Annotated in this window: 7 protein-coding genes; 5 read left to right on the top strand and 2 right to left on the bottom strand. The window is 68.2% G+C overall.

From position 1 onward, the window contains the following. The coding region (locus ACIBJF_RS51080; protein WP_399184739.1) for a tyrosine-type recombinase/integrase at positions 1–836 on the top strand (836 nt) is incomplete at its 5' end. A gap of 46 nt (positions 837–882) precedes the next feature. Next, positions 883–1,197: a CPCC family cysteine-rich protein gene (locus tag ACIBJF_RS51075; protein ID WP_399184738.1), complete on the top strand. Its 315-nt coding sequence runs from the start codon at positions 883–885 to the stop codon at positions 1,195–1,197. On the opposite strand, the gene ACIBJF_RS51070 is transcribed toward ACIBJF_RS51075, so the two are convergent. Together ACIBJF_RS51070 and istA are read right to left on the bottom strand one after the other, a co-directional pair. After that, positions 1,115–1,924, bottom strand: a complete 810-nt coding sequence (locus ACIBJF_RS51070; RefSeq protein ID WP_399184737.1) for an ATP-binding protein — start codon at positions 1,922–1,924, stop codon at positions 1,115–1,117. The two genes, ACIBJF_RS51075 and ACIBJF_RS51070, sit on opposite strands and share 83 nt — an antisense overlap. Then, positions 1,924–3,177 carry an IS21 family transposase gene (gene istA, locus ACIBJF_RS51065; protein WP_399184736.1) on the bottom strand — a complete coding sequence of 418 codons (1,254 nt, stop codon included), beginning with the start codon at positions 3,175–3,177 and terminating at the stop codon, positions 1,924–1,926. The genes ACIBJF_RS51070 and istA overlap by 1 nt, the downstream gene beginning before the upstream one ends. Positions 3,178–4,405: 1,228 nt before the next feature. Between istA and ACIBJF_RS51060 the strand changes: the two genes are divergently transcribed. From ACIBJF_RS51060 to ACIBJF_RS51050, 3 genes are all read left to right on the top strand, one after another. Continuing rightward, positions 4,406–5,050 (top strand): RraA family protein, encoded by a 645-nt coding sequence (locus tag ACIBJF_RS51060; RefSeq protein ID WP_399184735.1) that lies wholly within the window; start codon positions 4,406–4,408, stop codon positions 5,048–5,050. A 154-nt stretch (positions 5,051–5,204) separates the two neighbouring features. Next, a complete protein-coding gene (locus ACIBJF_RS51055) occupies positions 5,205–6,461 on the top strand; it encodes an IS256 family transposase (RefSeq protein WP_399184734.1) in 1,257 nt (418 codons plus the stop codon). Beyond that, complete coding sequence (locus tag ACIBJF_RS51050) at positions 6,458–6,976, top strand: GNAT family N-acetyltransferase (RefSeq protein ID WP_399184733.1); 519 nt, start codon at positions 6,458–6,460, stop codon at positions 6,974–6,976. Before ACIBJF_RS51055 ends, ACIBJF_RS51050 begins: the two co-directional genes overlap by 4 nt. The last annotated feature ends 113 nt before the right edge of the window (positions 6,977–7,089 follow it).

Raw genomic sequence — 7,089 nt, 5'->3', positions numbered from 1 at the left:
TACGTCACCCCGCTCGAAACGAGATCCTTGCTCAGGCAGAACCTCGTCCCGGCAGCGTAAACACCCGCTGTCCAGTTCGCGGGGGGAACTTCAGCCTGACCGCGATCCGCTCCCTGTTCTCCTACGCCGCCCTCCAGCACCCCGAACACGCCCAGCTCATCCAGCGGGTCCTGGACATCCCACCCAAGCGGTTCGACAAGAGGATCGTCACCTTCCTGACCGCCATCGAGGTCGACGCGCTGCTGGCGGCACCGGATCCGAAACGCTGGGAAGGACGACGGGACAAGGCCATGCTGGCCCTGGCCATCCAGACCGGCCTGCGCGTCACCGAACTCACCAGCCTGAACTGCGACGACATCACCCTCGGCGACGGCGCCGCCGTCCGCTGCGAGGGCAAAGGACGCAAACAACGCACCGTCCCACTCGACCGCCCCGTCCAGAACCTACTGGGCTCCTGGCTGAACGAGCGCGCCGGACGCCGCGGCGAACCCCTCTTTTGCACCCGCACCGGACGGCGCCGCAGCCGAGACGCCGTCGCCCAACGCCTGAGCACCCACGCGCAGACTGCCGCGCAAGCCTGCCCGTCCCTGCTGGACAAGAGCATCCACCCGCACGTCCTGCGGCACAGCTGCGCGATGTCGCTGCTGCAGGCCGGCGTCGACACCACGGTCATCGCACTCTGGCTCGGCCACGCCGGCGTCCGCTCCACCGACGCCTACGTCCACGCCGACATGACCATCAAGGAGAAGGCCCTCGCCCTGACCACACCAATCACTGCCCAGCCGGGCCGCTACCGACCCAACGACAAGATCCTCGCCTTCCTCGACCGCCTCTGATGCGGCCAGACCAGGGATTCCTTCCAGACCATGCAACACTCAACGCGTGACAACGCCCGGAAAACCGTCAGAAGCAAATCCGCCCGGAGGCGGCCCTTATGCCTGTCCCTGCTGCAAGCTCTTGACGCTGGAAGCCCGCGGACACTTCCAGATTTGCGACGAGTGCAGTTGGGAAGACGACGGCCAAGACGACCCCCACGCCGACGAGGTCTGGGGCGGCCCCAATGGGGCGGAGAGTTTGACTGACGCGCGTCGTCGCTACGCGCAGTACGCCACCACTACGAGGGCCACCGATCCGAGATCGGCAGCGAACGGCGGCCCAGGCAGGTGGCGTTCACGCCCGAACCGTCGTCGAAGCTGACAACGGTCCTCCGTTCATACCGGAGATCTCCCTCAGCCCTGCTTGGCACCGCGACTATGCAGAGCGGAACAGCCGTCATCGGAGCCTTGCCTCGTGCGGAACCAGCCCGCTCGGCATAGTCGCGGTGTCGGCATAGGTCCACGACGATCAGCGGGTAGCGTCCGAGGCGGGTGAGTTCGGCGGCGAGGTTGCCGGCCTGGTGGGCGGCGGCGAGCCGGTCGACCCACTCGGCCGCGGTGGCGAAGGCGACGCGGTGACCGGCCTGGCAGGCCCGCACTCCCAGGCCGATGGCCAGGTGTGTTTTGCCTGTGCCCGGTGGGCCGAGGAAGACGACGTTCTCTTTGCCGACGATGAAGTCCAGGGTGCCCAGGTGGGACAACTGCTGGCGCGTCAGGCCGCGCAGGTGGGTGACGTCGAGTTCCTCCAGTGTCTTGACCGCGGGGAAGCGGGCGGCGCGTACTCGTGCTTCACCGCCGTGGGATTCGCGGGCGGCCACCTCGCGTTGCAGGCAGGCGACGAGGTATTCGGCATGGGTCCAGGACTCCTTGCGGGCTCGTTCGCCGAGCCGGTCGGCGGCTTCCAGCAGGGCTGGGGCTTTCAGGGCCCGGGCCAGGAAGGCCAGGTCGGATGAGGTCTGCTGGCTGGTGCGGCGGCCCGCGGCCGGTGCCTGGGCTGTGTCGAGGGGCTGGGCGAGGGCGGGCTCGCTGTCCGTGGTGGTCGTGGGCATCAGATGGCCTCCTTGTCTGCGCCGCCGTCGATGACGGTGAACAGTCGGTCGTAGGTGTCCAGCTCGCGCTGTTCGACCTCGACCAGCGGACCACCGGAGTTGACGGCCTGGATCTGACCCGCGGGGCGGTGGCGGGCCTGGTGCCGCATCATCTGGCCGGCCGCGGCGTGTTCGGGGTCGGTGAGGGTCTGGTGGCGGGCCCAGCAGCGGGGATGTCGGGCCATGATTTCTCCGCCGGAGGTCAGGACGATGACCTCGTCGTTGTCGGTCAGCACGGTCACGTGGTGACCGATGGCTGCGGGGTCGACGGAGTAGTCGCAGGTGTCGACGCGGATGTAGTGGTCGCGGCCGAGCCGGGTGGCAAACCGCCACCAGGTGGGCGGGTCGACCGCGGGCAGGGTGAGCATGTGGGCCCGGTCGGCTTCCCACCGGTCGGCCGGGCGGGTGCCCAGGCTGCGGTGGACGCGGCGGTTGGCGACCTTGAGCCATTCGGCGAGCTGGGTGTTGAAGTCGTCCGGTCCGCTGAAGTGGCGGCCGGGCAGGAAGGAGGTCTCCAGATAGCCGTTTGCTCTCTCCACCAGCCCTTTCGCCTCCGGATCCATCGGCCGGCACAAGTAGATCTTGGTGGCGAGCAGGCCCGCGAACGCGGCGAACTCACTCGTCGGGCGTCCGCGGCCGACGCCGGCCTCGTTGTCCCAGACCAGCGTCCGGGGCACCGCCGCCCACTGCGACAGCAGCCGCCAGTGCCCGTCGATCAGGTCGCCGGTCCTGCGGGAGGGCAGCATCCTGGCGGCGATCACCCGCGAGTAGCCCGACACCATCACCAGCACCGGCGGCCGGCCGGTCTGCCCATAGCCCAGCGGGATCTGCGCGTCGGGGAACCACAGGTCGCACTGGGCCAGTTCGCCGGGCCGATAGGTCGTCCGGGAGACCGGATCGACCGGCAGATAAGCGGGCCGGAGCTCACGGATGCGGTCGGTGAGGATCGTCATCCCACGCTCCCAGCCGATCCGCTCGGCGATGACCGTCGCGGGCATCGTCGGTGTCTCCCGCAGCAGCTCGCGGATCTGCCCTTCGACCACGTCCACCGCCGAGCCCTTCGCCGGCCGCTGGTACTTCGGCGGCCGGTCGCTCGCCAGGGCCCGCTTGACCGTGTTCTTCGAGATGCCCAGATGCCGGGCGATCGCCCGGATCGGCATCTGCTCGGCACGGTGCAGACGGCGGATCTCTGCCCAGTCCTCCACGGGAATCACCCTTCCCTCCTGACCTTGATCAACAAGGCCAAGAATCAGATGTAAAAGGGTCAGGATTGACACGCTGTCAAAGGGTCAGGATTGGGCCGGTGGCGAGACTCGGGGCGCTGGTCGCGCCGACGTGCCTGGGCCGTGGTCTCCAAACACAACACACGGTGAGGCACCCGAGTGCGTCAAAGGACAGCTTCGTGGCACGGTGGCCGGCTTCGGCCCGTGTCCGTGCGGCAATGGTGTGGTGCCCGGATGGAGTTGGCGGACGCTCTCTAAGCGAGCGCTCGCCCAGTACCTCGCACGAGTCAGGCAGGAGGCGCTGCGCCTGAGCGTCGCCTTGTCGGTGTGCCGGCGGGGGTCTTTAGAGGACCCGGAAGCGGGCTCCGCCGCTGGTTTTCGAGAGGCGGGGGCTGTGGACTTACCGCTCCCACACCATCCAAGGGGTCGTAGGAGGCCCCGCGGTCGGAGGGCAGCCTGGAGGAGCAGAAGCGGTCGTGGTCGTCGGCGTCGACCGATCGGGTGTCCCTTGTCTGAAGCCGCTCTCGGTGCAGAGGGTGCTTCCGTCGGCGCTGAAGCCCTCCGTGGCGCGGCCGCTGCGGGAGGCTTCCTGCGCTGAGCGCGGCTGGTACCTGTTCGCCCTGCGCTGCCGCGGCGTTTGCAGCGGATAGGCAGCGACGGCCCTCGGCCGCATCGCCTCGCCCGCACCCGCATCGCGATCACTCAGGCCCACTACCATCCCGATGCACGCGCCTACCTTCAGCGACGCAAGGATGCGGGCAACACCAGCACCGAAGCCATACGCGCACTGCGACGGCGACTTTCCGACGTTGTCTACCGCGCCCTCCTCAACGATGCCCACACCGGCACTCACCAGGACTCCCTTCGGTAAGCAGCCTGATTGACATGAGAGCAAGAGGACGCGGCGCGGCCCCGACAGGACGCCGGGGCGAGAACGGTGGCCAAGATGCCCGGCAAACCTGTGAACGCGACACTGAAAGGGCGAGTGACAGTAAGAACCCTTACACGCTGGGCGCAGTTCTCTGGCGTACCTATTCGTCGCTGGCCACCGCGGAGGAGTGCTGGCGGTTCGGGTCTCGGCCCGGCGGACGGAGGCTGGCCACAGCATGCAGACAGCCGGGCACACGCAGCCTTCACGCGGCTACGGCCAGCCGAGGTACCTGACGGCGGCTCGGCGGTACGCCGGACAGAGCCCATGGCCCTTTGAGAGAGGAAGCTGATGGAGGACGAGACACTGGCTCAGAAGGCAGCCCGCCTGGGGTGCGCCACGCTTGTCGACGCCATGAACCGGGTCCATGGCCACCGAGCGCACATATCCGCCATGTCGAGCCCCGACCCTCTCCGCTATCTCTTCGGGCCGGCAGCCACCATCTCCTTTCTCCCCTACCGCGAGGACTTGGCGGCAGGGGGCCATGACTTCCGGTACTACTTCTACGGAGCACTCGGGAACCCGCCCGGGGCGGGCCAGGTGCTCGTGCTCTCCAGCGGAGGACACGCCGACGTGTCCCACGGCGGGGGCACAAAGCTTGCCAGGGCAGACAGCACCGGGCTGGCCGGCGTCCTCGCCGACGGCCGGCTACGTGACTTTGGCCAGTTGCGTGGCTACAGCTTCGCTACCTGGTGCAGGGGGGAGGCGGTCCGATGGGGCGGCGACACGGTGATGCCGTACGCCTGTGCTGTGGCTGTCGAGATTTCCGGTGTGTGCGTGAGTCCCGGTGACTACATCTACATGGACAGCGCCGGTGGCGTCGTGATTCCCTCCGCCAGCCTGCGGCGGGTGCTTGCCATCGCCGAGGACATCTCAGCCGAGGAAGCGGAGGCCGCGAAGGGCATCAGAGGTGAACAGGCGCAGCCAGGTGAGTAGCGGCGCAGACCTGCGGGAAGTGGCGGCTGCTGGAGGAGCAATGCTCAGTACCTGTGGATCACTCCTGACGGAAGGAGGCGTACCTTCCCGATGGATCGATCGATAGGTCATCGAGCAAGGCCGACGTTGCAGCGTCGGTCGGGAAGGCACGCCCGTGCTTACGGTAGTCAACGAGGACGGCACCACGCCAAGCGGCAACTCGCTGCTGGATGAGATCGTTCGGGAGGGCGCACGGCGGATGCTGGCTGCCGCACTGGAGGCCGAAGTCAATGCCCACATAGCTGAGTTGGCTGATGAGCGTGACGACAAGGGGCGCCGTCTGGTGGTTCGCAACGGTCATCACCAGCCGAGGAAGGTCACCACCGCGGCCGGCGTGGTCGAGGTGAAGGCCCCACGGGTGAACGACAAGCGCGTCGACGAGGCCACCGGCGAGCGCAAGCGGTTCTCCTCCGCGATCCTGCCGCCGTGGTGCCGCAAGTCGCCGAAGATCAGCGAGGTGCTGCCGCTGCTCTACCTGCACGGCCTGTCCTCCGGCGACTTCGTACCCGCCCTGGAGCAGTTCCTTGGCAGCTCGGCCGGGCTCTCCCCGGCGACGATCACCAGGCTGACCCAGCAGTGGCAAGCCGACCACGCCGCGTTCATGGACCGCGACCTGTCGGAGGTCGACTACGTGTACGTGTGGGCCGACGGCATTCACCTCAACGTCCGCCTGGAGGAGGCCAAAGCCTGCGTGCTGGTGCTCATCGGGGTCCGCGCCGACGGCTCCAAGGAGCTGGTCGCCCTCAAGGACGGCTACCGCGAGTCGGGCGAGTCGTGGGCCGACCTGATGCGCGACTGCGTCCGCCGGGGCATGCGCGCCCCGGTCCTCGCGGTAGGTGACGGCGCCCTGGGCTTTTGGAAGGCCCTGGCCGAGGTGTTCCCCGACACCCGTGAGCAGAGGTGCTGGGTTCACAAAACGGCCAATGTCCTCGACTCCATGCCGAAGTCCGCGCAGCCGGGCGCGAAGAAGGCCATCCAGGACATCTACAACGCCGAGGACCGCGACCATGCCGAGGCGGCGATCACAACGTTCGCCCAGCTCTACGGCGCGAAGTTCCCCAAGGCGGTCAAGAAGATCACCGACGACCAGGACCAGCTGCTGGCGTTCTACGACTTTCCCGCCGAGCACTGGATCCATCTGCGGACCACGAACCCCATCGAGTCGACCTTCTCCACGGTCCGGCTGCGGACCAAGGTCACACGAGGTGCCGGCTCCCGCACCGCCGCCCTGGCTATGGTCTTCAAGTTGGTCGAGTCCGCCCAGCAGCGGTGGCGGGCGGTGAACGCGCCCCACCTCGTCGCCCTCGTCCGCGCCGGAGCCCGCTTCGAGCGCGGCCAGCTCGTCGAACGACCCGAGGCGGTCGCGGCGTGAGCACCCTCGCGGCCCAGGCCATCAGCACCCGGCGACTGGACCTGCTGCCACTGCACGTCGAACACGCCGAGGAGATGGCCGCCGTGCTGTCCGACCCGGTCCTGCACACCTTCATCGGCGGCACTCCCGACACCCCGCAAGCCCTGCGCTCGCGCTACCAGCGCATGACCGCGGGCTCTCCCGACCCGGCCATCTCCTGGCTGAACTGGGTAATCCGGCTCCGTGACGAGTCCTGCCTGACGGGCACCGTCCAGACGACGGTCAGCCCCTCCGCCCACGGGCCCATCGCCGAGATCGCCTGGGTGGTGGGGACCCCGTGGCAGGGAAGAGGCATCGCCACCGAAGCAGCCCGAGGACTCGTCGACTGGCTCAGCCGGCAGCCGGTACGCACCGTCATCGCCCACATCCACCCCGAACACAGGGCATCCGCCGCCGTCGCCACCGCCGCCGGGCTCACACCCACCGACGAATGGCACGAAGGCGAGATCCGGTGGCACCGGAGCATCAGGCAATAACTTCAACGATCCACAGGAATTGATGCGATGAAGGGGCGAAGTCCCGCCCTCCGCGGGTGGTCTGGGTAGACGCCAGTCACCCACTTCGTGACGGCGAAGGAGCCCCAGGTGAG

The sequence above is a fragment of the Streptomyces sp. NPDC050743 genome, assembly GCF_044456925.1.
GTDB lineage: Bacteria > Actinomycetota > Actinomycetes > Streptomycetales > Streptomycetaceae > Streptomyces.
The sequence above is the reverse complement of the archived record's forward strand: the minus strand, read 5'-3'. Positions and strand labels throughout refer to the sequence as shown.